At 43.3% G+C, this 25,424-nt stretch carries 21 protein-coding genes and 1 pseudogene; 5 read left to right on the top strand and 17 right to left on the bottom strand.

Annotation, left to right across the window (positions count from 1 at the left end; all coding sequences use genetic code 11):
- Positions 1 to 4 precede the first annotated feature (4 nt).
- Genes G9X63_RS08530 through G9X63_RS08510 form a run of 5 tightly spaced genes read left to right on the top strand, consistent with a single transcriptional unit; the run spans position 5 to position 4,515 of the window.
- Complete coding sequence (locus tag G9X63_RS08530) at positions 5 to 775, top strand: fibrobacter succinogenes major paralogous domain-containing protein (protein WP_252622492.1); 771 nt, start codon at positions 5 to 7, stop codon at positions 773 to 775.
- A gap of 6 nt (positions 776 to 781) precedes the next feature.
- On the top strand, positions 782 to 1,456 hold the full coding sequence (locus G9X63_RS08525) for a peroxiredoxin family protein (protein ID WP_252622490.1): 675 nt from the start codon (positions 782 to 784) through the stop codon (positions 1,454 to 1,456).
- Positions 1,457 to 1,509: 53 nt separating this feature from the next.
- Positions 1,510 to 2,586: an efflux RND transporter periplasmic adaptor subunit gene (locus tag G9X63_RS08520; protein WP_252622488.1), complete on the top strand. Its 1,077-nt coding sequence runs from the start codon at positions 1,510 to 1,512 to the stop codon at positions 2,584 to 2,586.
- Entirely contained in the window at positions 2,586 to 3,839 is a 1,254-nt protein-coding gene (locus G9X63_RS08515) for an ABC transporter permease (protein ID WP_130923545.1), read from the top strand. Before G9X63_RS08520 ends, G9X63_RS08515 begins: the two co-directional genes overlap by 1 nt.
- 1 nt (position 3,840) lies before the next feature.
- On the top strand, positions 3,841 to 4,515 hold the full coding sequence (locus G9X63_RS08510) for an ABC transporter ATP-binding protein (RefSeq protein ID WP_130896193.1): 675 nt from the start codon (positions 3,841 to 3,843) through the stop codon (positions 4,513 to 4,515).
- Between the two features lie 194 nt (positions 4,516 to 4,709).
- Here G9X63_RS08510 and G9X63_RS08505 read toward each other — a convergent pair whose 3' ends face one another.
- From G9X63_RS08505 to G9X63_RS08425, 17 genes and pseudogenes are all read right to left on the bottom strand, one after another.
- Positions 4,710 to 5,873 (bottom strand): helix-turn-helix domain-containing protein, encoded by a 1,164-nt coding sequence (locus G9X63_RS08505; RefSeq protein ID WP_252622486.1) that lies wholly within the window; start codon positions 5,871 to 5,873, stop codon positions 4,710 to 4,712.
- A gap of 65 nt (positions 5,874 to 5,938) precedes the next feature.
- Positions 5,939 to 6,958 (bottom strand): acyltransferase, encoded by a 1,020-nt coding sequence (locus G9X63_RS08500; RefSeq protein WP_252622484.1) that lies wholly within the window; start codon positions 6,956 to 6,958, stop codon positions 5,939 to 5,941.
- A 201-nt stretch (positions 6,959 to 7,159) separates the two neighbouring features.
- Positions 7,160 to 8,947: pseudogene (locus tag G9X63_RS08495) on the bottom strand (xanthine dehydrogenase family protein molybdopterin-binding subunit); the annotation flags it as partial.
- Between the two features lie 104 nt (positions 8,948 to 9,051).
- Positions 9,052 to 9,513, bottom strand: a complete 462-nt coding sequence (locus G9X63_RS08490; RefSeq protein ID WP_130896189.1) for a (2Fe-2S)-binding protein — start codon at positions 9,511 to 9,513, stop codon at positions 9,052 to 9,054.
- Between the two features lie 45 nt (positions 9,514 to 9,558).
- The gene (locus G9X63_RS08485) at positions 9,559 to 10,722 is read right to left on the bottom strand and encodes a GDSL-type esterase/lipase family protein (protein ID WP_252622480.1); all 1,164 of its coding nucleotides are present in this window, start codon (positions 10,720 to 10,722) and stop codon (positions 9,559 to 9,561) included.
- 23 nt (positions 10,723 to 10,745) lie between these two features.
- A complete protein-coding gene (locus G9X63_RS08480) occupies positions 10,746 to 12,239 on the bottom strand; it encodes an MBOAT family O-acyltransferase (protein WP_252622478.1) in 1,494 nt (497 codons plus the stop codon).
- Positions 12,214 to 13,065 carry an SGNH/GDSL hydrolase family protein gene (locus tag G9X63_RS08475; protein WP_252622476.1) on the bottom strand — a complete coding sequence of 284 codons (852 nt, stop codon included), beginning with the start codon at positions 13,063 to 13,065 and terminating at the stop codon, positions 12,214 to 12,216. The genes G9X63_RS08480 and G9X63_RS08475 overlap by 26 nt, the downstream gene beginning before the upstream one ends.
- Positions 13,066 to 13,509 (bottom strand): glucosaminidase domain-containing protein, encoded by a 444-nt coding sequence (locus G9X63_RS08470; RefSeq protein ID WP_252622474.1) that lies wholly within the window; start codon positions 13,507 to 13,509, stop codon positions 13,066 to 13,068.
- Positions 13,510 to 13,528: 19 nt separating this feature from the next.
- On the bottom strand, positions 13,529 to 14,026 hold the full coding sequence (locus G9X63_RS08465) for a LutC/YkgG family protein (RefSeq protein ID WP_252622472.1): 498 nt from the start codon (positions 14,024 to 14,026) through the stop codon (positions 13,529 to 13,531).
- Entirely contained in the window at positions 14,023 to 15,366 is a 1,344-nt protein-coding gene (locus G9X63_RS08460) for a lactate utilization protein B (protein WP_252622470.1), read from the bottom strand. Before G9X63_RS08460 ends, G9X63_RS08465 begins: the two co-directional genes overlap by 4 nt.
- On the bottom strand, positions 15,359 to 16,072 hold the full coding sequence (locus tag G9X63_RS08455; protein ID WP_252622468.1) for a (Fe-S)-binding protein: 714 nt from the start codon (positions 16,070 to 16,072) through the stop codon (positions 15,359 to 15,361). Before G9X63_RS08455 ends, G9X63_RS08460 begins: the two co-directional genes overlap by 8 nt.
- Before the next feature lies 1 nt (position 16,073).
- Complete coding sequence (locus G9X63_RS08450) at positions 16,074 to 17,357, bottom strand: FGGY-family carbohydrate kinase (protein WP_252622466.1); 1,284 nt, start codon at positions 17,355 to 17,357, stop codon at positions 16,074 to 16,076.
- A gap of 1 nt (position 17,358) precedes the next feature.
- Positions 17,359 to 18,618, bottom strand: a complete 1,260-nt coding sequence (locus G9X63_RS08445) for a sugar isomerase (protein WP_420840736.1) — start codon at positions 18,616 to 18,618, stop codon at positions 17,359 to 17,361.
- Positions 18,619 to 18,626: 8 nt separating this feature from the next.
- Positions 18,627 to 20,705, bottom strand: a complete 2,079-nt coding sequence (locus G9X63_RS08440; RefSeq protein WP_252622464.1) for a bifunctional aldolase/short-chain dehydrogenase — start codon at positions 20,703 to 20,705, stop codon at positions 18,627 to 18,629.
- A gap of 53 nt (positions 20,706 to 20,758) precedes the next feature.
- Positions 20,759 to 23,089: an alpha-L-rhamnosidase-related protein gene (locus G9X63_RS08435; RefSeq protein ID WP_252622462.1), complete on the bottom strand. Its 2,331-nt coding sequence runs from the start codon at positions 23,087 to 23,089 to the stop codon at positions 20,759 to 20,761.
- A gap of 54 nt (positions 23,090 to 23,143) precedes the next feature.
- The gene (locus tag G9X63_RS08430; protein ID WP_252622460.1) at positions 23,144 to 24,466 is read right to left on the bottom strand and encodes an amidohydrolase; all 1,323 of its coding nucleotides are present in this window, start codon (positions 24,464 to 24,466) and stop codon (positions 23,144 to 23,146) included.
- A 7-nt stretch (positions 24,467 to 24,473) separates the two neighbouring features.
- Positions 24,474 to 25,397 carry a sugar phosphate isomerase/epimerase family protein gene (locus G9X63_RS08425; RefSeq protein WP_252622458.1) on the bottom strand — a complete coding sequence of 308 codons (924 nt, stop codon included), beginning with the start codon at positions 25,395 to 25,397 and terminating at the stop codon, positions 24,474 to 24,476.
- Between the last annotated feature and the right edge of the window lie 27 nt (positions 25,398 to 25,424).

Below are 25,424 nucleotides of genomic sequence, written 5' to 3'. Positions count from 1 at the left end.
TGTAATGAAAAGAACCCTATTATTACTTGTCATACCATTTTTGAGTTTTGCGCAATTAACTAAAACAGGATTTCGCCATTCGAATCCCAATTTATACGTAGACTTTAGTGGAAAAATTGGGAGCGGGAAAGGTTTAGAGCGTTTTGGTAAAAAAACAATCACATTTGTGTGCGGAAATAGCATCACGATTGTCCACACAACGGTAAATGGAGTAGCACCTGTAAACAAAACAGTCACCTACGGCACTGTTAGCTCGTCATTAAGTGGTTCTACAAAATGCTGGATTACTCAAAATTTAGGATCAACTAATCAAGCCATTTCTGAAACAGATGCAACGGAGGCCGCTGCAGGTTGGTATTGGCAATTCAATAAGAAAAAAGGGTATAAAAACAATGGAACATCGACCACCCCTAGCTTCCCTACCACCAACACGAATACGGAAACGACAAATTGGGAAGCTGCAAAAGACCCTTGCACACTTGAATTAGGAGCTGGGTGGCGCATTCCCACCGTTACAGAATGGACAAATGTCAATAATGCAAACTTGAGAGCTCAAGCATATGCCGGCCCTTTAAAAATGCATGCCGCAGGTTTTATCAGTACAGGAAGTACGACTTCCTTAACAGATAGAGGATCGAAATTTTTTTATTGGAGCTCCACTTCTTCTGATGTTACTTACGCAAAAGGCTTAGTCATTTATACCACGCAGACCTACAATCAAATATCCAATAATGATAAGGATGCGGGGCTTTCAGTACGCTGCATTCGGGATTAACTGCCTATGAAACTCGTCTTTTTATTATTTTCGTTGTCGCTTTTTGGACAAAGTACAGCGAAAATATTTCCTGTATTTGACCAACCACTCGCAAAGTATATTTCGATCGAACAAGTGATCCTTCACATTCGAACAGTAAAAGCGAAATCCGCTAGTAAATATGGGGAGGCTGTCGATTTCTATTATAGAAAAATCGCTTCAACAGGCAGAAAAAAGTGGATTGAAAAGCTAGAAGAATTCAGCTTGGATCCAGCTTGCCCAGCTCTGAGTCGTTCAAAAATCAATGCACAAATAGAACGAATTAGAACACTTCAAATCGGAGAAAAAGCGCCTGAGATTCACATAAACAACTTTCAGCTTTCTCAGTATATAGCTGACAAACCCACCGTTTTATTACTATTTTATAGTCCCTCTTGCTTTCATTGTACCGAACTGTTAGTTGATTTGATTCCCTATTCAGAAAAGTCGAAATTACCTGTCATAGCCATACAGATCGATGAGGAAATGAATCCCTGGACCTTTCCTTCTCATTGGAAAATGATAAAAGCTGACGAAAAGGTGCGAAAAGAATACGGCGTATTTTCTACCCCTAGCCTATTTCTAATTCAGAGGAAAAGTAGGCAAATTAGTGCCATTCCAGAAAATTTGACTGAATTAAAAGAATTCGAACATCTATTTTAGAATAAAATGATTCGCATCATTCTAATGTGTTCCTTTTTTGGGTAATTTACAATATGAAACACATAGTCCTTTTTGCCATAGGGATCCTTCTTTTATCTTGTGGAAAGAAACAAGAAACTAGCCACCCCACAGAAGGTCCCATTACCGAATCCATTTACGCTTCTGGAGTTTTAAAGGCGGCAGACCAATACCAGGCATTTGTAACAGTAAACGGAATCATCAATGAAATTTTAGTACAAGAGGGTGATTCTGTTCACGTGGGAAGCCCACTATTGACTATCACAAACGAAACTCAACAATATAATGCAGAAAATGCTGCTTTAGCAGCCAGTTTCAATGACTTCTCTGCGAATCAGGGAAAATTAGACGACGCTCAATTGCTAATTGAGACCGCGAAAAACAAATTCAAAGTTGACTCTTCCCTCTATTTCCGACAAAAAAATCTTTGGAACCAACAAATCGGAACTAAAGTGGATTTTGAACTGAAAGAATTAGCCTTCCAGACCTCTAAGTCGAATTATTTATCCGCTATTCAGAAATACAAAGAGTTAAAACGCGCTTTAGCATTTACCTCTTCACAAGCGAAGAAGAATTTACAGATTTCCACCAATCAAGCTCAAGATTTCACTTTACGATCTAAAACAAACGGGATTATCTACAGCTTATTAAAATCAAAAGGCGAGATTGTTAGTCCACAAACACCTATCGCAATAATAGGTAATTTCAAGGATTTCGTGTTAGAATTGCAAGTCGATGAAAATGATATCTTACGGGTTCAAAAAGGGCAGCAAGTATTAGTTACCCTTGACAGCTATAAAAAACAAGTGTTCGAAGCGAAGGTGACCAAAATCTCCGAAATAATGAACGAACGGAGTAAAACGTTTTTAGTCGAGGCTGCATTCACTAAGGCGCCCCCTAAATTATTCCCTAACATCACATTTGAGGCTAACATCTTACTAAATCAAAAAGAAAAGGTCATTTTAATACCAAGGAATTACTTGAAGAATGATTCCATCGTGACGTTAGCTTCTGGCGAAGAAAGAGTGGTAAAAATTGGTTTAAAGGATTTTCAAAAAGCAGAGATTCTCTCAGGCCTGAAAGCTACGGATGAAATCGTAAAGCCTAAATAATGGAATTCAAACTCGTCTATCAAGTTGCTTTTTCTTTGTTAATTGCCCGCTGGAAACAAACGTTGATCGCTGCCATTGGGGTAACCATTAGTATCACGATGTTTGTTACCGTGCTTAGCTTTATGTCAGGGCTAAATGACATGCTAGATGGGTTAATCACGAATCGGACGGCTCATGTTCGCATTTATAAAGAGATTCAAATTTCAGAAAGACAACCTGCTGACTTCATCAATCCGAAAGGGCACAACTTTGTTTCTTCGATCAAACCCAAAAACGAGTTATTGGGAATTAATAACAGCAAAACCATCCTAGAGGCAATTAGAAAAGATGACCGGGTCCTGGGAGTTGCCCCTAAAATTAATGCCCAAGTATTTTACAATGTGGGAGCAGTGGATTTGACTGGGGCGATTTTTGGAATCGATCCGGTAGAGGAAAATCGTTTATTCAAGTTTAGTGATTATGTGACATCTGGCAATTACATTGACTTAAAAAACATACCTAATAGCATTATTTTAGGCAAAGGCGTCGCCTCAAAAATGATGGCGAATGTGGGAGATGTCATTCAGGTGACCACTAGCAAAGGGGATCAAGTGGCACTACGGGTGGTAGGCATTTTTCAATCCGGCATTCAAGACTTAGATAATGTCCAAAGCTATTGCTCCATTGGAACTACCCAAAAATTACTAGGACAGCCTAGCAATTACATAACGGATATTCAGGTTAAGTTAAAAGACATCCTTTGGGCGCCCGAAGTAGCAAAGGAATACCAGCGAATTTACGAATTAAATGCGGTAGATATTCAAACGGCAAACTCGCAATTCGAGACGGGAAGTTCAGTCAGAACACTCATATCCTATGCCGTGGGCATCACCCTCTTATTAGTGGCAGGATTCGGGATTTACAATATCTTGAATATGATGATTTACGAGAAAATGGATTCCATCGCTATTTTAAAGGCCGTAGGATTCTCTGGCAAGGATGTCAATCAGATCTTTATCTCGATTGCGTTGAGCATTGGTATTTTTGGTGGACTGATGGGACTTTTGATGGGATTTGGATTATCCTCGCTTATCGATCAAATCCCTTTCAATACCGAATCATTACCGACCATCAAAACCTACCCTATCAATTACAATCCGAGGTTCTATTTAATCGGGGGTACATTTGCCATTGTCACCACCTATTTTGCCGGTTTCTTCCCTTCTAGAAAAGCGAGTGGAATAGATCCTGTCATCATCATCAGAGGGAAATAATATGAACAAGGTTGTACTAGAGGCTAAAGAAATTACGAAATACTTTCACGATCCAGTGACCGTGAAAATATTAGATAAGGTTAGCTTTCAACTGAAGCAAAGTGAGTTTGTCTCTGTGATAGGAAGATCTGGCTGCGGTAAGTCTACCTTGTTGTATATCTTATCCACGATGGATACGGACTACGAAGGTGATCTAATCATAGATGGTGTTTCGATGCGGGACAAAAAAGAGGGCGAACTGGCTATCGTTCGAAATGAAAAAATCGGTTTCGTTTTTCAATTTCATTACCTTTTGAACGAATTCTCCGTCTTACGCAATGTAATGCTTCCTGGTCTAAAACTAGGACAGTTTTCAGAGAAAGAAATCGAACATCGAGCCTACGAAAAACTAAAAATACTAGGCATTGAGAAGGAAGCATTAAAAGACCCCAACCAATTATCAGGTGGTCAAAAACAACGCGTGGCCATTGCTCGTGCACTCATTAACGATCCGCTATTAATTATGGGTGATGAGCCTACTGGAAACCTCGATAAAAAGAATTCAGAAATCGTATTCAACATCTTTCAAGAGTTAGCGGAAGAATACAAGCAGACCCTATTAATTGTTACCCACGATAATGAATTTGCTGCCAGGACGACCCGAATCATTGAGATGGAGGACGGGCATATCAAATAAAAAAGGAGCAAAGGGTCATTAACCCTCGCTCCCCGCATTCATCTGTTCTATTATTATTTCTTAGTGGTTAGGCGCTATCAATTCGCTTAAACAATAATACCACTAAAGCTGGAGAGAAAAGAAAATTTAGCTAAGTGCATGTTCCATTTTCGAAAATCCGAACAAATCACCTAAAGAAACACTCAAAAAAGGCCTTACATACGGTTTTTTCTTTCTGAGTAAGCAGAGGGAGATTCGCCGACTAATTCCTTGAAGTTCACAAAAAAAGTCGTTCTAGATTGAAAACCAGACTCTAGACCGATGGCTTCTAACGTAATTACTTTATCCTTCCCTGCATCAATTAATTCCTTCGCATGCCGAATGCGCCAGCGCATTCGTTGTTCAAGAAAATTAGATTGTTGTGTCTTCCTGAAGTAATAATTAAAATGATGCACCGGAATATCTAAAGAGGCTGATAATTGAGCTAAAGAAAAAGTTGCCTTTAAAAAGGGTTTATACTCTTCTAAATACAAATCCAATTTCGTCTCTATTTCAATCAATTTTTCTGCGGACAATTCGTAATTGGGTATTTTTAATTTAGCCTCTCGCTCTTCATTAATGTAAGGAGCATACAAAAATTCCGGAAAATAAAAGACACTTAAAGAAAGCACTAAATACGAACCCAGCCCTAAGTAATTCCAAGGAGAATTTCCTTGATAGGTTATTTTGAATTGGTTCGAACTAGGTAGAATCAAGAAAAAATAGGTTAAAAAGAGAATTAAGAGAATCTGAACGAGTAAAAATCCAGGAATCCAATAATGCAAAATGAAATTTTTCGCGGTTCGAGGACGAAAGCGAACATAGAGTTGGCAGCTATAAAAGATATAGAAACTACTGAGTAGCAACTTGACATAGAAATGGAAACGAGCAGAAAAGAAGAAGCCTACTTGCTGTTTCACTACTTCATGAATATCGAATTTAATTAATTCTGCGATGAGTATCTTGTGCGCAAAAGAAGTAAGCGAATAAGGCAACATGTCCAGGACCTGGATGAAAAATGGAACTAGATGAAGCAAATCCTTTGGCTTTAAAACCTCCTTTTCCTTCAGCATACCTCGCACATAGAAATACGCTAAAGGGTACAGCAAATAAAAAAATGCGTCAAAATTACCGAAAAGAACTGCTACAATTTCCACGTGCCATTCAACAAATAGGCAGTAGTGAAGAAGCGTGAATAAACCAAAAATAAGGAAATAGAAGAAAAGAAATCGCTTCGGACTCTTAAAGAAAGGTCCAGAGGATTTTAACAGTAAAAGCAGGATAATGAAAAAGCTCATGAACACAGCGAGGCTGTGGCCAAACTTATAAATTTCGTGCATTAAATGGTTAGGTATGAGTGGTTAAAGGTATTCTAACGAATGTACAAAAATACCCCCACAATCAATCAACCCGCCACGTATTTAATCAGGGGTATTTTACGCAAAATCCACACAATTCCTCCCGAAATCAACAGACAAGCAAGCGCAGTCAATGGCACCGCGATACTTGGGTGAAGCATTTCGCCGTAAACACCCGCTTTGGCTAAATAAAACAACACGATAATATGCACTAAATAGATGCCATAGCTATGTGAACTCACCCAATCGCGAAAAGGAGTCAAAATGCGAATATCAAGGTTTTGGTACCTAAAAAATAAAAACAAACCAATCGTTGCTAATACAACACTGGGCGAAAAATTAGCATATAATAATCCGTAAAACTTTCCATTCTCCGCGGTAAAATAATAAGACCCTAGCATCGTCCATAACGTACCCAGCACAAAAACAGCAAAAGCCTTCCCCTTAGTTCTGGAAGAAAATTCCTTTGTACTCAGGTAATAACCTAGCACTAAATAACCCACATAACCAGTGAAATCCGTTAACGCAATAGGCAATTTAAGGTAGGGAAAATGCGGGTTATTGAACAAAATCGTCAAGCCCCAAATACCTAAAAAATACTGAATATGCGATTCAGGAGCTGATCTAATCCAACGACCAATGATGGGGATAAACAGATAGATCCCAATGATCATGTAGATGTACCAAAAATGGTAGGAAGCGCCATTGAAATATTGTTGCCCTACCCAGTTCAATCCTTCCGCTAGACCAAACGATTTTCCTCGCAATCGTACTTGCCAATTAAAGATTGAAAAGAGCATATTATAGAAGAGAAATGGCAAAACGATGCGCATAAAACTCTTCTTCAAAAAAGGTCCAATCGCTTCCTCGCGTGGCAATAACAAAGCGCCAGATAACATCACAAAAATAGGTACCACGTAGCGATAACCTCCATTATATAAATTTGCAAACCACCAATGATCAGCCGGAACCTTCGTGAATCGAAATAATATAGTTGCCGAGGCGTGAATTAATATCACCCCTATGGTTGCATTTACACGAAGATTGTCCAGCCAGGTTATCTTCATCTAGCTAAACGGCTGCTTGTAATGGCGTTTCTTAGTCGCTGCATAAATGGCATTGGCAATGGAACCGCCAGTGGGTGGTAAAGCAGGTTCGCCTAATCCGGTAGGAGCAATTCCATTATTCACAAAATGCGCATCGATCACTGGAATTTCATTTCCGCGGATCATCCGGTAGGCATTGAAATTTTGAGGACTGGCAACGCCGGCTTGAAAATTTAATTTCGCAAACATTGCATGGCCCATTCCATCAATAATAGCCCCTTTCACTTGGTTTTCAGCGCCACTCAGATTGATAACCTCCCCACAATCAGTCACCGCTGTTACTTTCGTTACTCTGGGTTTGCCTTTTTCGACTTTAACTTCTGCGATTTGGGCTACGTAGGATAAGTGAGAATAATAAACGCTAAATCCTTGGTGAACACCTGGTTTTTTCTTCCATTGCGCCTTTTCAGCTACTTGCTTGATCACTTCTTCAAAGCGAGCAGGTTCATAGGTAATTTTACCGACAGGTTTTGTTTTTACTTTTTCCAAAAGGGCTAAACGCATCTGCACCGGATCCTTTCCGGCAGCCTCTGCCACCTCATCTAAAAAAGCCTGCTCCGCAAATCCCAAGAAATTCGTAATAGGCGCGCGCCACGGACCTGTTGTAACGGTAGATTTTTGGTCAATCGATTCAATCAACACATTTTCAATGGCTCCTACGGGGAAATTATCTTGACGTGTGGAGTTACCGGCATTTAATCCCACTCCACGCAAAGAAAAGGCAATTATTTCGCCATTTGAATCTAATCCAGCCTTAAAACGATAGCGAACCGCTGGACGGTAGGTTCCACCCATCATATCATCCTCTCTCGTCCACATCACTAAAACAGGTTTCTTGATCAAACTGGATAATTCAGCCGCTTCTAGCACAAAATCATTACTTAAACGACGGCCAAAACCTCCACCCATTTTGGACAATTCCACTTGAATCTTATCCACTGGTATTTTCAATAAATCTGAAACTGCTTTCTGGGCCGGTTGCGGAACTTGCGTGGGGCCAGCTAGCAGAACCGAGTCTGCCTTCACATCTGCAAAGAAATTCATCGGCTCCATCGGAGAATGAGAAATGAAGGGGCACTCATAGGTGGCTTCGATTACTTTAGCAGCAGAAGCCATGGCAGTGGCGAAATCTCCATCTTTACGCATCACTTGAGCCTTCTCTGATTTCATTCCTTCGTCAAACCAGTTAGCATGGGTTTCATTGTTTTCCAAAGGAAGTTCTGAACCATAATCACAAGTCAAACTTGCGCGAGCCTGCAAGATGGCGTAGGTATTCTCTCCCACGATGGCCACTTTATTTTTGAAGGAAACCACGTCAATGATCCCCGGCATTTTCTTTACATCCTCCGCCGAAAACGATTTCAACGTTGCCCCAAAGGGTGGACGCACGATTTGTGCAAAAACCATCCCTGGTTTACGGATGTCAATCCCAAATAAAGGCTTACCAGTTACTACATTTTTATTATCAACTCCCTTTACACGCGTTCCAATAAGTTTATAATCCTTGCGATCCTTAAACGTAACTTCAGACGGAACGGGTAATTTAGCAGCAGCTTCGGCAAGGGATCCGTAGGAGGCTTTTTGGCCTGCTGGACCTATTACAAATCCTTTCGAGGTTTTGCATTGCGCTACATTCACTTTCCATTGATCCGCTGCCGCTTGTATCATCATCTTCCGCACGGTGGCGCCAGCCTTTCTTAATCGTTCCCAGGAGTGTTTTAAGGCGCCACTACCACCCGTCAATTGACGTTCAAATTGTTTGGTATCTAGATTCGCTTGTTCCACTTGAACTTGTGCCCAATCCACATCTAATTCCTCTGCCACCACCACGGGGAAAGCCGTTTTTATCCCTTGTCCAATTTCTGGATTGGGAGAAAATAAGGTGACTTTGCCCAAGCTATCGATCGACAAAAAGGCATTAAATCGACCCGCTCCTGTGACCACTTCCATCGCGGAAGTTTCTGCGGAAGCTTCCGCTGAAAACCAATCAAAACCTAAGGTAAATACACCCGTAAATAGGGAGGCTTTTTGAATAAAATCTCTTCTTGACGTTTTCATTTCTTGATTTTTTTAGAGGCTAATTTGACTGCTTCTTGAATGCGGTGATAAGTTCCACAACGGCAAATATTCCCGGACATACCATCCACAATTTCTTGATCTGTTGGATGCGGATTCTTCTTTAAAAGGCCAGCAGCGGTCATAATTTGACCTGCTTGGCAATAGCCACATTGGGGAACATCTAGCTCATCCCAAGCCACTTGAACGGGGTGTTTACCAGCTGGATCTAATCCTTCAATCGTGGTAATTTGCGCATTAGAAACGGCAGAAATAGGCAGAACGCAAGAACGCATCGGCTCTCCGTTTACCCATACCGTACAAGCACCGCATTGTGCGATGCCACAACCATACTTTGTTCCTAAAAGGGACAGATGATCTCTGAGTGCCCATAATAAGGGAGTATTGGGATCGATATCCAAAGAGACCTTTTTCTTGTTAACTGTGCAATTGATGGCCATAGGTTTATAATTCAAGCAGGATGAAATGAGTACGAAATATAGGAATTATTTAGGAATTCCAATGCTGAACGTGTGCTGAGTGACCTGATTTTGCAACGTTTCGAATGAGGATTGATCACCCCAGGATTTAAATAGGGCCAAAACGAATAATTTAGCCTGCAATTGGTACCCTTCTTTCGTTAAATGCAATTGATCCTTCAGGAAACAACCATTTTTTACCCAATCTGCGCTTGAACCAAAACCACCCATCACCTGATTCAAATCATAGTACGCAGCGGGCAATTCAGACAAGGTTTGAACAACCTCCTGCTGAAATTTCGGGGTGCGTTTTTGAGCCCGGGTATCAGGCGGACTAGTAAAAAGAAAGAGGGTTTCAGGTGATTTGGCTTTTACGTCTTGCATAAATTCGATCAGCACTTGGCGGTATATTGCCGGATTCCAAGTGGCATTATAGGCTTCATTGGTTCCAAAGGAGCAGATAATCAGATCTGGTTTCAAGATCTCTATTTGGTCCAAAACCAAGTTCCCTCGAAACTTCAGATGCGTAAACTGCGCTCCAGCAACACCTAAATCAAGGTAATCAGTACGAGCTTCTGTAGACAAAATTTCCACCCCGTGCAGGGTAAATACATCTTGATTGGAAGCGCTTTTTTGAAGACCTAGGGTAAATTGACTTACATTGGTGTAGCTTTTAAAATCCCAATAGGCCACTTTTCCTTGGTAACCACGTTTCTCTAAAATAAATTCCGGTCCCACATCCGGAACCATTGAACAAGAATCAGCACTCGTCCAAACCCGAATCTGATTCAGTGTGGCCAAGGAATCGCGTAAGGTAAAGGTGATTTGTGCAGCACTATCCCGCGTAGAAACAACATAACCAGCTAAACCGATATTCCAACCAGTAGAAGATTTTAGAATAGATGTTCCTTCCCAGCGACCCATCGATTTGGATTTTAGGACACGGCCATCCACACTTTTCGCGAGACTGTAGGGGAATTGAATTCCTTCCGTTTTCACTCCCAATAGTCGTTTAATCTCACCTGAGAAATGACCAATTTGTATGTGTGAATCCCCCAGATGCAGGACTTTCAAAGTTCCAGACTTCCATTTAGACGCTAATGCGGCTAGGTCTGCATCCCGCTGGATGACATTGCAGGAATGGCAGACTTGGGTGGAATCCACTTTGGCCAAAAGAGGAAAAGCAAACACCCAGAAGAGCAGAAATACATACCTCAAAATTGAAAGTAGATAAAGGGTTGCACCAAGGTGTCGCGGAATTGAATAATTAATTGCAGGGCCGCTAATAAGAAGAAAAACCAAAAGAAGGAAGGCACATAAAATGTTAATTCAAATGCTTTTCGCTTCCAATTTCCTGGAATTATTGTCCAAGATAATAGGGCCACGAGTAAAATAGCCAATTCATTTCGAGAAAACCAAAAACCAATAAAATCAGTCTCCGAAGTCGCTATAGCCATTTGATTCAGCAGTAACAAAGCCGTATCGAAATCACGTGCCCGGAAGAAAATCCAACAGAAAGTGACAAAGCTAAACGTAAAAATGCCCCCTAAAAAGTCCATCCACTTACCCTCAGGAAGGTGTTTATGAATCGCTTTGTGAAGTGCTAGCGCTAATCCGTGTGCTGCTCCCCAGCAAACAAATTGCCAACTCGCCCCGTGCCAAAAACCACCCACTAACATCGTAATCAACAAAAAAAGGTAAGTATTCAATGCCCCTTTTCGATTTCCACCTAACGGGATGTAGACGTAATCGCGCAACCAGGTAGAGAGGGAAATATGCCACTTGCGCCAAAATTCGGTCACATTAGTGGATCCATACGGATTTTCAAAATTCTCCTTCAACCGATAACCTAACAACAAGGCTAATCCAATGGCGATATCAGAGTACCCAGAAAAGTCGAAATAGATCTGAAAACTATAGGCTAAAGCACCCAAGAGATTCTCCCCACCCGTATACAAAGCCGGATTGTCAAACACCATATCCACGTATTTCCCGAGGTAATCCGCGATCAATAATTTTTTGATTAGTCCAGTCACAATCCGAAACAAACTTTCTTTATACCGGCGTGCATCCAGGTTTTCTGGGGAATTTATTTGGCCTAAAAAATCCTTCGCCCGGACGATGGGTCCCGCCACCAAGTGTGGAAAAAAGGTCATGTAAAAAGCATAATCGAGGAAGCTTTTAGAGGACCGAATCTCGCCACGATACACATCCACGATATAGGAAATCGACTGAAAGGTATAAAAAGAGATCCCGATGGGCAGAAACAAATCCACCGGCTCGAAATGAGTTAATAAAAGCCAATTCGTGTTCTCTAAAATGAAATTAGGGTACTTAAAATAAAGCAAAAAGGAAAGGCTAAATAGAACGGCGACACCTAGCCAAATTTGCTTTGAGGTGCCCTCTTTATTTTCTATTTTCCGCGCAAAAAGAAAATCCACCACGATTTGGAAGACAAAAAGGGCTAAAAAAGGGCCGCTCGATTTATAGTAAAAGAATAAACTAAAGGCGATTAAATAAATTTTTCTGAACGAATTCTGCGTAAAAAGGAGCGCATAGAAAAAGAGAAAAATACCGAACGTAAACAGGAATGAAAACTCCGTAAAAAACCAAGGCTCTTTCGTGGAATAGAGTATGAATTCACGAAGGAGCTGCTCAAATGGGATCGACCCAAACGCCTGCTTAATAACCTCTATAATCTGCTGCATTTAACACAATTGCTTTGTATTTTTTAGGATAGCCAAACCGCGTTGGAGGCATCATCCGAATCTTCCAACGACTCGATTCCTGCAACCAATTAGCTACATTTCCCATCCAAATGCGGTAACCTGGCAACGAAGGATGTCTGCCATCTGTCGCTTTCGGTAAAACAAGGTGTTTAGAAGAGAAAAAAGCAGCGGAATCAGCTACTGCTTGAAAGGCATCTGAAACTACGTAATCATAACCCCAATTCGTAGGTCCAATCCAAGCATAGGGGATTCCGCTCAGGCGTTTATGAAAACCTTTAGCGAGGGTTTTTCGAGTCACATAATCCTTAGCTAAGACTTCATTTAGGCCAAATAAAACAAATACGAAGCTGGGACGGTAGCGTCTGATAATCTTGGAAATCGTATCGGATTTCGCAAAGTTCAAGGAAGTGGCAGACGCCCATTCAACGGTGGCGACGAGTTTGTGGCCGTTGCTTTGGCAGTAATCATTCAACACATTCTTCATCCCACCAGCTTCTGAATCCCCAATTAACAAAATCCGATGCTGCGTGGAATCATCCACACTCGAGTCCGGTAAAATGGGCTCAGGAATGGCAGAATACACCATTTGGGCTGTATCTGCAGGAATTACATAGGTGGGAATCGTGTCAATTTCAGCCACCTCGATGATTTCAGAAACCTGTTCCACGGGTTTTTCTATCTCAAATAACTTCTTGATTTCTTGATCAGCAAGTAGATAAGTGCTAGGGATATAACTGTACAAATACAGCGCAGAACACGCTAAAATGAAACATATTGACGCCCAAACCAAATAAAGCCTATTCATTTAATTAATCAACGTAAATGATTTTTTCATTAACCGAATCCAACGTTTCGCGTTCGCCGCATAATGCGCCTTTGCCATTGCACGGGTCCACTTCATCGCATCCGGATTTCCTTTTAGCATAATGTAGTATTTTTTACTTGCCAAAACCTCGCAAAAATCCACCATACTATCCTCTGGGCGCGCATAATGTTTGAAACTAGACTTCTTTTTACGCGAATATTTACCGCGCAAACCAAAGTAATTATGCTGCTTTATGGATTGCTTAGACTGACCAAAACCGGATTCACAAATCCCCACCCCAACAATTAATTTCGAAGGAATCCCATACACTAGAGACAAGGAATCAATGAAGGGTTTGTAGCGTTGAATTTTCTCCTGCGTGCCTTGAAAGGCATTCGCCGTCAGCTGAAGGAACAGAATAAAAAAGAAAACAATGGGCTTCATATGAAGCAAAAATACAAAATTAAGCGCGGATTACCACGGTCAAACTCCGGGCACCATGTGCCCCAATCACGAGCGATTGCTCAATATCTGCAGTCTTAGATGGACCAGCTAAAAACAAACCGAAGCTCGAGTTCGGCTTTTTTAAATCCGCATAAGCGGCATGCATATTCGGAACTATTTTAGAAACGTTGATCACTAAATGTTGGCAAATAAACGGTGCCACTCGATGCGGCATCGCCTCTTCTGTTAACCAAATCGCCCCATTTTCTGCGACTCCAAATTCGCCATCGATTTCCAATACTTCCACTTCGGCTAAACTCAAACCATCCATGGTTTTTTCATAGCGTCGCCGACCCGGAAAAATATTTTCTAATTCTTCTAGTGAAACAACATGGGCACCCACAACTTCCAAGGAAGCCCTAAAATCAAAGTCCTCCGACGCTCCTTTAAAGTTGCCCGGATGATTCACTGGTTCGAGTGCCTCCATTTTTCCTAAAATCTGTTCTCTTGCGCTCATCGTTTTTTATACCACTCTTGAAAACTCTTCTTGGGCGCCACCGGCATTTCCCGCTGTTTATACCAAGGATTTAATCGGGAATTTAATAAGGGTGCAAATCTTCTTAGAAGCAACCCTCCTATTCGATAAATCGCCGGATGAGCTAAGGTAAACGCCATCAGCTTCATGCCTATCGTTTTGCCAACCGGTGCTAATCCAGCCGCCATCAAGTCTTGACGCCAAAACCACAATTGCTCATGAATATTGATCTTCACCGGACACACATTCGAACAAGAACCACACAGGGTACTCGCAAAAGGTAAATCAGCATTGGCTTTCTTGTCAATATTAGGCGCTAAAATGGAGCCGATCGGTCCAGCCACTGGTTGATGGTAACTATGTCCACCACTTCTTCTGTACACCGGACAGGTGTTAAAGCACGCCGCGCAGCGGATGCATTTCAACGAATTCTTGTATTTCGGATCGGCGAGTTGACGTGTCCGACCATTGTCTAATAAAACAATATGCATTTCCTGCCCTTCGCGTGGTTGATGGAAATGCGAGGAATAAGTAGTAATCAATTGACCTGTGGCGCTGCGTGCAAGCAATCTTAGAAACACAGCTAAATCTTCCCGTTTAGGAATAATCTTTTCAATACCCATGCAAGCAATATGGACTTTAGCCAAATGTGCTCCCATATCCGCGTTACCCTCATTTGTGCAAACGACGAATTCGCCCGTTTCCGCAATAGCGAAGTTCACTCCGGTGATAGCAACTTCAGAAGCAAGAAAATGACCACGTAAATGTTGGCGGGCTGCCTCCGTTAGAAATTGTGGATCTTTATTACCCTTAGGCGTTCCTAAATGCTGATGGAACGTCTCGCCCACATCCTCTCTTTTCAGGTGAATGGCTGGTAATACGATGTGACTAGGTGCTTCGTTTCTAAATTGAACAATACGTTCACCTAGATCCGTATCGACTACTTCGATGCCTTTGTTTGCCAAATAATCATTTAAATGGCATTCCTCCGTTAGCATCGATTTACTCTTCACTAGGACTTTAGAACCTTGTTTGGCAATTATTTGGTGTACAATCGCATTATGTTCTGCAGCGTCAGCCGCCCAATGCACATGTATTCCATTCGCCTGCGCTTTCGCTTCGAAGGCTTGCAAATAGCTGCCTAAATTCGCTAGGGTATGATCTTTGATTTGGGAGGCATGTTCACGAAGCGCTTCCCATTCAGGTAAAACCTTCGATGCCTTATCGCGCTTTTCGCGGACAAACCACAAGGTCTCATCATGCCAGTCCGTCCGCTCAGCATCCGCAATAAATTTCTCCGAAGCTTCTGCGTGACTACTCATGATTCAATAGTTCTACGATGTGTTTCACTTGGATACTAGAACCTTGCCGGCGCAAAATCCCTTCCATATGCATCAAGCACGAAGTATCCGCTCCCACAATATATTCCACCGCATTCGCATCGTGTTCTTTGATTCGATCCTGTCCCATTTTCACGGAAACAGCTTCTTCCGTCACACAGAAGGTGCCACCAAAACCGCAGCATTCATCTGCACGTTCAGGTTTTAATATTTCAACACCCTCTACGAGTCCCAATAGATCTTCTAACTTCGAAAAAGACTTTTCATTTCGCTCTGTCATGGAACTCAAACGTAAACCACGTTGTCCATGGCAGCTTTGATGCAAACCAACCCGATGCGGAAATTTTGCAGACAAGGAAGTTACCTTTAAAACATCCGTCAAAAACTCACAAATCTCGTATACCGATTTCCGGATTTTCTCCGATGGATGATGCTCTTTTAGATGTAAGATACAGGAACCGGATGGTCCCACGATGTAATCAAAACCGGCAAAATTGTTAGTAAAATTCGCATCGCAACCATCCGTGGAGGATGCAAAGCCAGAATTGGCCATCGGTTGGCCGCAACAGGTTTGGTCCGCAGGAACGACAACTTCGTAACCCAGTTTCTCTAACAATTCCAAACTCGCCACCGCAACCTGCGGATAGAATTGGTCAATGTAACAAGGAACAAACAGGGCAACGCGCATCCTAATATCGTTTCAATTGAATTAAATTCTGGGGAACCTCCCCCTCATAAACCATCAAAGCAGCACCCAAAGCACTCGCTTGTGCGACCTCTGCCGCATAAACGTCAAGCGAGGGAAAGGCACGTGCCAACAAGCGCATGTACCATTCGTTTTTACTAAAACCGCCATCGACAAGCAATTGTTTGACCGGTGCCTCTTTCAGCAACAGGTTCAAACTACTGATTTGTTGGCCTACCAAATCTACCATGAATTGGTCATATGCCGAAGCCAAATCCGGAAAATCATTCAAATCACGAGACGCGAATGCTGATTCAAAAACGGAAGAGGCTTTCGGTTTTAAGTCATACACTTCGTTTGAGAATTTCAAATCGGTAAATGATCCGCCAAAATGCGCCTCCATCCGAGCCACCTGCTCCTCATGAAAATGACCTCCAAATAAGCGAGAAGCCTTCACCGGTTTTCCATTGGGTTGCAAATAACACAAGACATCTTGTTCTAATTCCGCAGCGCTTAACGGAGATTCATTGAAAGGATGCATCGCAATGCACCAGGTACCGGTCGACAAGAGCACAAATTCCTCCGAAACCGTGCGCAAATAGGGAACTAACGCAGCAGAAGAATCATGCAGTCCGAGACCGTAATGAATCCCGTCAATTTCTAGGCTAGCCTCGCGAGAAATTGGAGCTAATTTATCTTCAATAAGGGAAACCCAGGGATGGTATTGCCCCTTGTCAAAATCCCATAAAGCGGTGTGGCAACCGATGGATGTAATCTCTGATAAAAACTTACCCGTAAAAAGGGATGCGAGGTAATTGGGAAAATGAAAGGCTTTGAATACCTCCGACCAAAAAAGCTTTGAACGAGCCGCATATACCTGCAAACCCGAATTCAGATTACCTAAAATGGGCGATGCCGTTCTACGGGCAAATTCTGCATCTCCTCCAAAATCTGCATAGGGAAAAGGCGCGGAAGCTGGTTTCAAATAATTATACATGGGCGCCACCGGCTCCCCCGTTTGATCCACATACACAAACGAAGCACCATAGGCAGAAAAATTCAAGCCGATGAGTTCAAATTCAGGTATTTGGCATATTTCTGTAAACGTGGAAACAATCCATTGCTGAAGTGCTGGCAAATCCTCGCAAGGAAATCCATCCTCATCCACGATCTCCACAAAATGCTGTTGTTTCTCGAACACAATCTGAAACGAAGTATCCCACAGAAAGACCTTTTTATTCGTCTTTCCGATGTCAAATACCGCGATGACACGTGTTTTCAAACTCATATTACAATCCCGTCGCTACCGTTTTCGCACCGCGTGCCTTTGTTAATTGCTCGCGCATTTTCTCCTGACGGAATAAGGCAATCGGATCCAAAGCTCCTCCTAACTCCAAACGTGCTTGTGCCACTAATGCGCGCACATCCGTACGGAATACAGCCTGTAAAATCTCTTGACAACGCACCACATCGTTCGCTTCGCGTGCTGCTTCTAAGGCCGCGCGGTCCACCAATAATGCCTGTGCATAGGCGATTTGAATTGCCTCCACCGATTGCAATAAATCTTCTAAGGGATCTTTTACGTTGTGTGAGGCGTCGATCATCCAACCTAGGTCTTTGGCATGATTCATTCCTTTTGCGTCCATCCCGTCCACTAATTCATTGAAGATCAAGAACAACTGATACGGTTTGATTGACCCAGCCGTCAAATCATCATCACCATATTTCGAATCGTTAAAGTGGAAACCGCCTAATTTACCCTCCATCAACAAGATCGAAACGATTTGCTCGATGTTCGCATTCGGTAAATGGTGTCCTAAATCCACCAAAGTCTTTGCTTGTGGCCCTAATTTATTCACCATTGAATACGACGCACCCCAGTCACCCACGGTCGTCGAATAGAAGTTCGGCTCGTAGGCTTTGTATTCCAAATACAAAGACCAGTCGGCAGGTAAAGCCGCATAAATCTCCCGTAAACTATCCACCGTGCGCTCATAGGCGTGACGGAAGTTCAACTGACCTGGAAAACAAGAACCATCAGATAACCAAACGGTCAATGCCTTAGATCCAAGTTCCACCCCGTGCTTAATTACCTCTTTGTTATGATCAATCGCCTGTTTCCGAGTTGCCGCAGAAACGTGTTGCAAAGACCCAAACTTATAGGAATGCGCTTGATCCGCTTGATCTTGAAAGGTATTTGAGTTCACCGCATCGAATGCCAAACCGTGTTGGGCTGCAAGCGTGCGAATCGCCGCTGGATCCGTAGGGATATCCCAGGGAATATGCAAAGAAATCGCACCCGATGACTGATTTAAGGCGTGTAATAAACCGACATCCGCGATCTTTTCTTCCAAATTACGCGGTTCGCCTCCGCCGGAGAACCGACCGAAACGCGTTCCTCCCGTGCCCAAAGCCCAAGAAGGAATCGCGATTTGAAAATCCTTTAATTTCTGTAAAATGCCTGCAGGCAAGTTCACCTCGGATTTCAAGAAATCCAGTCGGCGGTTGTGCTGTGCTAATAAAGCATCGTTATGGTTCGAAATATTCATCGTCATCATTATCTTAAAAATCCTGCGGCTACACCACCATCTACGTTTAGCGCATTTCCCGTCGACTTATTCAATAAGCCTCCCACGAATGCGAAACACGCGTTTGCTATGTCATCCGGCAATATAGATTCATTTAATAGGGTACGTTTAGCGTAATAGGCTGGCAATTCAGCAACCGTTATTCCGTATGCTTTGGCACGACCTTCGGCCCATCCGCCTGCCCAGATATTCGAATCCGCGATCACCGCATCTGGATTTACGGTATTCACCCGGATGTGATCTGGTCCTAATTCAGCGGCTAATAAGCGTGTCATGTGTGCCTGCGCTGCTTTCGCACTTCCATATCCCACATTATTAGGTCCCGCGACAAAGGCATTCTTCGACACGATGTTCACGATATCTCCGCCCAATCCTTGCTTGCGCATCACAGCAATCGCCGCCTGCGAAACTAAGTATTGTCCCTTCACTAAGATGTCATATAATTTGTCCCAGTCGGCCTGCGTATGTTCCAGGATTCCTTTTGAGATCGATATTCCCGCGTTATTTACGATCAAATCCACTCCTCCAAAATCCAAGCAAGCTTGCTTCATTGCCGCCTCGATTGATTCTTGATTCGTTACATCGGCAATGACTGTCGAAACGACGTCTTTCCCGAACAAGCCAATAAATTCTGCTTTCGCCTCCGCCAAACGATCCGCGTTTACATCATTTAAAATCACGCAAGCGCCTTCCTGAGCCATCTTTTTAGCAATCGCCTTACCGATTCCCCCGCCCGATCCAGTCACAAATGCGACACGTCCTGAAAGTGCTTTTGGCTTCGGCATACGTTGAAGCTTTGCCTCTTCTAATAACCAATACTCGATATCAAAAGCCTCCTGACGAGGTAAAGAAGTATAGGATGAAATCGCCTCCGCACCACGCATCACGTTGATGGCATTCGTATAAAATTCGGCAGCAACACGGGCGGTTTGTTTGTCTTTGGCAAACGTAAACATCCCCACACCTGGGTATAAAATCACCACCGGATTCGGGTCACGCATCGCGGGGGAATTCGCATGTTTGCAAGAATCGTAATACGATCCGTACATGATGCGGTAATCTTCGAACAAAGGAGTCAATGCCTCCACGGAAACATCCGACCCCAAGACCAAAGGCGAAATTTTCGTCCGCAAGAAGTGATCCGGACAAGAAGTTCCTAAAGGTGCCAAACGATCTAAATCATTCGAATTAATGAATTGCAACACGCGTTCATCATCAGAAAAGTGTCCCACCATTTGAACGTGCGACGAACAGAATCCGCGAAGAACAGGTGCTAAGGCAGCTGCCTTTGCAGCTCTTTCTTCTGCAGAAAACGAAGACATCCGAGCACCGCCAAAAACGGTTGCCGTTTTCGATTCAATGTAATCCGCACATTTTTCAATGACTTCTAACGTATTCACATAGCATTCGTACGAGGTATCTCCCCAAGTAAACAAACCGTGTGAACCTAACATGATGCCGCGCAATTGCACACCGCGTGAAGCTGCTTCGTCTAAACAGGCCTTTAATTGCAAGCCCAAATCGAAGCCTGGACGTTGCCAACCTACCCAGCCGATTAATCCGCCGAAAAGCTCTTTTGTGATTTGCTCGCCATCTTTTGACGCAGCAATCGCAATCGCCGCATCTGGATGCAAATGATCGATGTGTTTGAATGGCAAGAAGCCGTGCAAAGGCGTGTCGATGGACGGTGCTTTGGACGACAAATCAAAGATGCAATGGTTGAACAATTCCACCATCTCATCTTCGTGTTCCAAACCGCGGTAGACATTTGTCAACGAACGTAAACGATCCACATACAAAGCCGCGCAGCCTGACTTCTTCAAGGTACCAATGTCACCACCGGAACCTTTGATCCACATCACTTCCGTTTCAGAACCCGTTAAAGGATCTTTATCCTGCAATTTCACCGAGGTATTTCCCCCGCCGTAATTCGTGATGCGTAAATCCGCCCCTAAAATATTCGAGCGGTAGATGAATAAGTCGACTTCATTCCCTGCGAGTGCCGCTGCTTTAGCGTCGTCCCAGAGATCAGATACGTGTTTGTACATGGTTCTATTTTTTTCTTAAAACTACAGAGGCAAAAGCAATCAACCGTCCTATCCTACCTAGGGATAGTGACTAAATTTTTTCCGGCTTTCAATGGGTATTTTTTTCCTTGCCAAACAAAACTTCCAGTTACTGTTCCCGGTAACGTAATCGAAGCACTCCCTGGTTTGTATTGCACGTGAATTTCACCCTGCGGATGCGGCACAATACCCTCTGCTTGCGAAAGTTCACCTAAATGTGGTTCGATCTTCACCTTCGCAAAAGCCGGTGCATCTGAATCCACCCCTAAGACGATGCGAAAGAATTCGATGTTAGGACTAGAGCCCCAGGCATGGCAATCAGAACGCGAGGTAGAAATGTCAGAAGTCTCCGCCCAAGTCGTCAATCCCATATCGATGTTTTCTTTCCAAATAGAAAGCCAATTCAAATAGTCGTTGCCTTTCCCAGCTTTGGCCAAAGCCAAATGCAGATAGTACTTGAAATAAATCGTCGCCTGCGCCATATTTTTATCAGCTAGTAATTTATCTGCCACACCTGCAGCCGGCATTCCTGCTAAAATCGCTAACGAATTCGCATGCTGCGAATACTTATCATGTACTTCGGTATCGGCATATAATCCGCGGCCTGCATCCCAGTATAGTTTTTGCAACACAGGTTTTAAGGCTTTCACTTTCGCCTCGTATTTAGCCGCCATTTCTGGATAGCCAAAATACCGTTCTAATTCAGCCGCATTCTGCAACACCCACCTATACTGAAAATCAATCACCGCCGAACGACCCGACGGCCCCACTGGTGCAATCCCTCTTGGCCACGCATTCACCCAGTCCGAAAATGTCCAATAGGGTATGTTTTGCAAGGTCCCATCTGTCCCTTCAAACCGCGCAAAATAATCCAAAATACCGCGCATACCAGCTAACTTATTTTTCAAAAATTGAGGGTCTTTTCCGTAACGCAAATAGTCATGCAACATCCCTATGTACCACAAAGAGAACGTTGGAATTTGTTGGTGCAAATCTGTCGGATAGCGACTCAATGTAATGCCCTCCGCGATGCGCGAATGATCCATGTGATCTAAAGCCTGGCGCACTAAACGCTCGTCTCCCGCGTAATATAAACTCACAAGCGCCTGAATTCGTGCGTCTCCAATGTACTGCAATTGTTCGTAATAGGGACAATCCATGTAGGTTTCCATCGCACACAAACGCGCGGTACGGAAACCTACGTCAAGCATTTGCGGAATCAAGGGATTATCCGTTTTCAGCGATGCTTTTGCCTGAAACGGGAATCCCGTAAATACACTCTTGAAATCCTGTAAAGTCAAAGCCTCCGCTTCTGTCTTCACGGTCAAACGCACATAGCGAAAGGTTCGGTAAGTCATCGATTCAAACGTATGGTCTGCACCATCAGCGATCAAGCTATCTTTACGACCTAACCAATATTTGTTATCGATCTCATTCCGATTGCCTTTGTGATTGCCATTCTTCGTGGTCGTACTTAAAGCTTTCTTCTCGTAAAGTCCTTCGGCATAAGTCAACCCAATTTTGGCATCTTTCCCTCCGCTAAACTTTAATTGGGGATAAGCATTTGTTAAGACCCCTTGATCAATCCAAAGATCCACCGAAGAGTTTGCTGGCACCACAAGCAATTTCCCATGGATTAAGTCTCCCTCCCCTTTACGAATAGCCGCAAACCGTTGTTCCTTCATTTCCATCGATGGAATCGCTGATGGATACAACATCCAGCCACGCGCGTCGATGGACGCTCCTTTCGTCAAACCTGGACCTAACGATTTCGCACCGATAAAAGGCGACCAACCTTTACTATATTCTTGTAATTCCCCCGCACCTGCCACATAATAACCTGGGACGCGAACGGCCAATGGACTTACCCCTATATTCTTAGCCACTTCCCAGCGAACGTTGGTATTGAATGCGGCAAAAGCCTCCTCATCAGCCTGCAAAATAAATCCAGTCGCATAAGATATTTGAGCTTCCGACTTTCCTTTCCCCTCATTCCAAACCAAAGCCTCCACGGTATTTTCACCCGCCTTCAAATAGGGCGCAATGTCAAGCGTCTCAAAATTCCAAAAATACAAATCCCCTCGCGCCGGACCAGCAGAAACCCAGGTCCCATTCACATATAATTTATAGCGATTATCCCCCGAAACGTGAATGATACATTTGGATGGCTTCGCTAGCAACGGAACCTTGTGTTGAAAGCGATAAACTCCATAATCTTTCAACCCAACTAAGTTATACGCGTTCGCTGAATTTTCAGCATACGTAATCCAGGAAGCCTTCCACGGTTTATTCCAAAGTTCCGGCTTCAGATTTTGGGTATAGGCTGCAGGGCCTACAAGTAAAAGGAATAGGAGGATTTTTTTCATAGGTTTAGAATATATGCGTAAAAAAAGAGACGCGACAAGCGCGTCTCTCAAAATCTATTTCTTTTTCTTCGGTTGCGCCATATCCATATAGTCTACGACCAAACTACTCAAGGCTTTCACCCCCACTTGGAAATGGGCTTCATCTAAATGGAAGTCCGGTGTGTGGTGTCCGGCTACTTCGTCTGCTTTCTTGTTATCAGGTCTCGCTCCTAAAAAGAAGAAGAAGCCAGGCACTTTTTGTTGAAAGAAAGAGAAGTCTTCTGCACCCGTATGCGCAGCTACCACGCGAACGCGGTCTTTTCCATTCACCCCTTGTAAGGTAGGTAACATCTTTTCGACTAATCCTGGGTTGTTATAGGTCACAGGATAACCTGTGCCAATGGTCACATCCGCTTTTCCGCCTCCACTTTCCGCTATGTTCGTCGCGATATCCTTAATGCGTTGGTGTACTAATTCACGTTGTGCCACGCCGAACGTACGAATCGTACCGATCATATGAGAAGATTCGGGAATGATGTTTTGTCTAATTCCGCTGTGAATCGCGCCCACTGTTACGATGGCAGGATCCTCGGTAATATTCACAGAACGTGAAACGATGGTTTGCAATCCCATGACAATCTGCGATGAAATAACAATCGGGTCCACACCTGTCCAAGGACTAGCGCCATGCGCTTGTTTTCCTTTGACTTTGATATCCAATTGGTCTACGGCAGCCATCGTGGCACCTGGCTTGTATTCAATCACTCCATTATCAGATCCAGAGGCAATATGCAAGCCAAAAATCACATCCACTTTCGGGTTCTCTAATACTCCCTCTTTCACCATTAATTCGGCACCAGAAAGAATCATCTCCCCCTTATCATTGTAAACACCTTCTTCTGCAGGCTGGAAAATGAATTTCACCGTACCCGCTAAATTCGCTTTTTCAGAGGCCAAAATTTCCGCCACTGCCATCAAAATAGCTACATGAGAATCGTGACCACAAGCGTGCATCACGCCCGTTTTTTGGCCATTAAATTCAGCAGTCACTTTCGATTTAAAAGGCAAATCTCCACGCTCTGTTACGGGCAAACCATCCATATCGGCACGCAATGCCACTACCGGACCTGGCTTCCCACCTTTCAGGACTCCGACAACCCCGGTGTACCCTACTTTCTCCTGCACTTCTATACCGAGAGAACGTAAATGTGCGGCCACAATACCTGCAGTACGCACTTCTTGGTTACCTAGTTCAGGATGTTCGTGAAAATCCCGTCGCCAAGTAATGACCTTATCTTTCAAGGCGTCTGCTTTTTGAGCGATTGTGGGTTTTAAAGAAGACTGTGCGTCCGCTAAAAAGGGTGCGGCTAAGAGTAGTCCTAAGGCTAGTTTTTTCATTTGTGTTTTATTTATATCCCCATCCGCGCATGATCGCGATGTTTTCTTTCATGCAGTCTAAAGGTTTTAATCCTTGGTAAGCTTCTTGCTCGATAATAAAGTGTTTCGTTCCACCCTCCTTATCGCCTAATTTAACTAGGGCTTGGACGTCGATTTGGCCAGAACCTTTCCCTAAAACAGTCGATTCAAATTTCTCGTGGCCTGAAGGTGCAGGCACTTCGTCTTTCACGTGCATGGAAACGAAACGACCTGGAAATTTCTTCATCACTTCCGCTGGAATTCCACCACCATTAATCATATTACCTATGTCTAACTGTTGCGCAACAAGCGTAGGATCCGTGTTATTTAACATGATGTCATATAATAATTCTCCCTCTAATTTCTCTGAGAACTCAAAATCATGATTGTGGTAGCCGAATCGCATGCCCGATTTTTGGCATAATTCCCCTGACTTATTAAAGATATCCATGTACTTCAATAACAGGTTTTTATCCTTGCGAATCCCCATGTCAATCGACGGGCTAATCACTAGTTCCTGTCCCATTATCGCGGCATCTTCTACTGTATATTTCCAAAGATCCGTAAAGTCATTCTTCGCATCATCCCAATGTGGCTTGCCCATTACGGTGTGACCTGAGGGCATTTTGATCCCTAAATCATCCAGACGCTTTTTGAATTCTTTGGCTTCCCAACCATAAAATTTACGATTCACATAGTTTGCATGTTCCACATATTTATAGCCCATTTCTGCCAAAGCATTCAAGGTTCCTTGTGGATCTTTGCGCATGTCATCGCGCACCGAGTACAATTGTACTCCTACTAATTTCTTGTATTTAACCGCAGCTAAAGCCTGCAAAGCAGGGGAAGCAAAAGCGATAGCGCCTAGCCCCAAGGCCGAATTGCGCAAAAAGGAACGACGTGATGTATTCATGTTTAGATAGGTTTATTTAGTTCTCCA

It is taken from the genome of Aquirufa antheringensis (assembly GCF_023921165.1).
In the GTDB taxonomy this organism is placed as follows: Bacteria; Bacteroidota; Bacteroidia; order Cytophagales; family Spirosomataceae; genus Aquirufa; species Aquirufa antheringensis.
The sequence above is the reverse complement of the archived record's forward strand: the minus strand, read 5'-3'. Positions and strand labels throughout refer to the sequence as shown.

Coding starts and splice junctions, on each gene's coding strand:
- G9X63_RS08530 (WP_252622492.1), top strand. CDS start 5: ATGAAAAGAACCCTATTATTACTTGTCATACCATTTTTGAGTTTTGCG.
- G9X63_RS08525 (WP_252622490.1), top strand. CDS start 782: ATGAAACTCGTCTTTTTATTATTTTCGTTGTCGCTTTTTGGACAAAGT.
- G9X63_RS08520 (WP_252622488.1), top strand. CDS start 1,510: ATGAAACACATAGTCCTTTTTGCCATAGGGATCCTTCTTTTATCTTGT.
- G9X63_RS08515 (WP_130923545.1), top strand. CDS start 2,586: ATGGAATTCAAACTCGTCTATCAAGTTGCTTTTTCTTTGTTAATTGCC.
- G9X63_RS08510 (WP_130896193.1), top strand. CDS start 3,841: ATGAACAAGGTTGTACTAGAGGCTAAAGAAATTACGAAATACTTTCAC.
- G9X63_RS08505 (WP_252622486.1), bottom strand. CDS start 5,873: ATGCACGAAATTTATAAGTTTGGCCACAGCCTCGCTGTGTTCATGAGC.
- G9X63_RS08500 (WP_252622484.1), bottom strand. CDS start 6,958: ATGAAGATAACCTGGCTGGACAATCTTCGTGTAAATGCAACCATAGGG.
- G9X63_RS08490 (WP_130896189.1), bottom strand. CDS start 9,513: ATGGCCATCAATTGCACAGTTAACAAGAAAAAGGTCTCTTTGGATATC.
- G9X63_RS08480 (WP_252622478.1), bottom strand. CDS start 12,239: ATGCAGCAGATTATAGAGGTTATTAAGCAGGCGTTTGGGTCGATCCCA.
- G9X63_RS08475 (WP_252622476.1), bottom strand. CDS start 13,065: ATGAATAGGCTTTATTTGGTTTGGGCGTCAATATGTTTCATTTTAGCG.
- G9X63_RS08470 (WP_252622474.1), bottom strand. CDS start 13,509: ATGAAGCCCATTGTTTTCTTTTTTATTCTGTTCCTTCAGCTGACGGCG.
- G9X63_RS08465 (WP_252622472.1), bottom strand. CDS start 14,026: ATGAGCGCAAGAGAACAGATTTTAGGAAAAATGGAGGCACTCGAACCA.
- G9X63_RS08460 (WP_252622470.1), bottom strand. CDS start 15,366: ATGAGTAGTCACGCAGAAGCTTCGGAGAAATTTATTGCGGATGCTGAG.
- G9X63_RS08455 (WP_252622468.1), bottom strand. CDS start 16,072: ATGCGCGTTGCCCTGTTTGTTCCTTGTTACATTGACCAATTCTATCCG.
- G9X63_RS08450 (WP_252622466.1), bottom strand. CDS start 17,357: ATGAGTTTGAAAACACGTGTCATCGCGGTATTTGACATCGGAAAGACG.
- G9X63_RS08445 (WP_420840736.1), bottom strand. CDS start 18,618: ATGAATATTTCGAACCATAACGATGCTTTATTAGCACAGCACAACCGC.
- G9X63_RS08440 (WP_252622464.1), bottom strand. CDS start 20,705: ATGTACAAACACGTATCTGATCTCTGGGACGACGCTAAAGCAGCGGCA.
- G9X63_RS08435 (WP_252622462.1), bottom strand. CDS start 23,089: ATGAAAAAAATCCTCCTATTCCTTTTACTTGTAGGCCCTGCAGCCTAT.
- G9X63_RS08430 (WP_252622460.1), bottom strand. CDS start 24,466: ATGAAAAAACTAGCCTTAGGACTACTCTTAGCCGCACCCTTTTTAGCG.
- G9X63_RS08425 (WP_252622458.1), bottom strand. CDS start 25,397: ATGAATACATCACGTCGTTCCTTTTTGCGCAATTCGGCCTTGGGGCTA.